The following is a 930-nucleotide window of genomic DNA, read 5'->3' as shown; positions in this document are numbered from 1 at the left end:
TCCAACAATATTCCCTCATAAACGAAGCAATCACCTGCAAATCTTCACCCTCATAATATTCAACAAGCAACTTCTTAAACTCAGGAACCTTATTTTCTGGAATAACCAACAAGCCCCTGCCATGAGAAATCAAATAATGATTCGCAAAAATCACAGAAGCCCTCTTATTCCCATCTAAAAATATCTGCGACTTCATACAATAAACGCATAATTCAATCGCAATATCAATAGGCTCTTTCCTTCCAACTCTACCTTCAACATTCTCACTATCTTTCTCACATTCAACAATATTCCTTATTTTTTCTTTAACATCTATTTCATTAGGAATAGGCGGAATATAAGTAGATCCACCAATCGCAACAGGAACACCCCTGATACGACCGCCATCTAAGAAAAACCCCTCATTAACAAGCTTCGCTATATGACTTAGCATGTAATAATCAGACCTGCTTAATACAACATCCTCGTCTAAAATAAACTCCCAAGCATGCTTCAAATTCAAGATTTTTTGAACATCACTCGCAGAAACACCAAATACTTTCCCGTTATCTATAATCTCTTCAGTTTGAGGAAAAGTAGTAGCAACACCTTCCAAAACCGCCTGATCGTAAATATTCGCCTTTAAGTTAGCCCTTGCAAAAGCAATATTGTTCACCAAATCAGCAGATAACTCACTATTAGAATATCCAGCATTCGCGAGCTGCCTTACTACAGCGCGAAGTTCCTTACGCAATTGCCTAGATTCACTTGCATTGTGAAGAAGAAGATTATACAAATCGTCCGAATACACACCAACATACGTGGACGTCAACTTTCCCGAAACACGCTTTCTGGTGTATAAATATTTACCATCTCCACGATTTTTGATTTCAGGAGTACCATCATACGCAAGCAAACTCAAGCGAGCATTAATATCAGCCTTTTTTCTAA

General features: G+C 38.0%; 1 protein-coding gene. It reads right to left on the bottom strand.

Annotated features, from left to right (window positions below):
* Nucleotides 1–930, bottom strand: a 930-nt coding sequence (locus ACJV2T_RS06210) for a DUF6788 family protein (protein WP_419399435.1), incomplete at both ends; no start/stop codon positions are given.

The organism is Gardnerella phocaeensis (genome assembly GCF_048545075.1).
GTDB lineage: Bacteria > Actinomycetota > Actinomycetes > Actinomycetales > Bifidobacteriaceae > Bifidobacterium > Bifidobacterium vaginale_J.
This window is presented reverse-complemented; position numbering and strand designations above follow the sequence as displayed.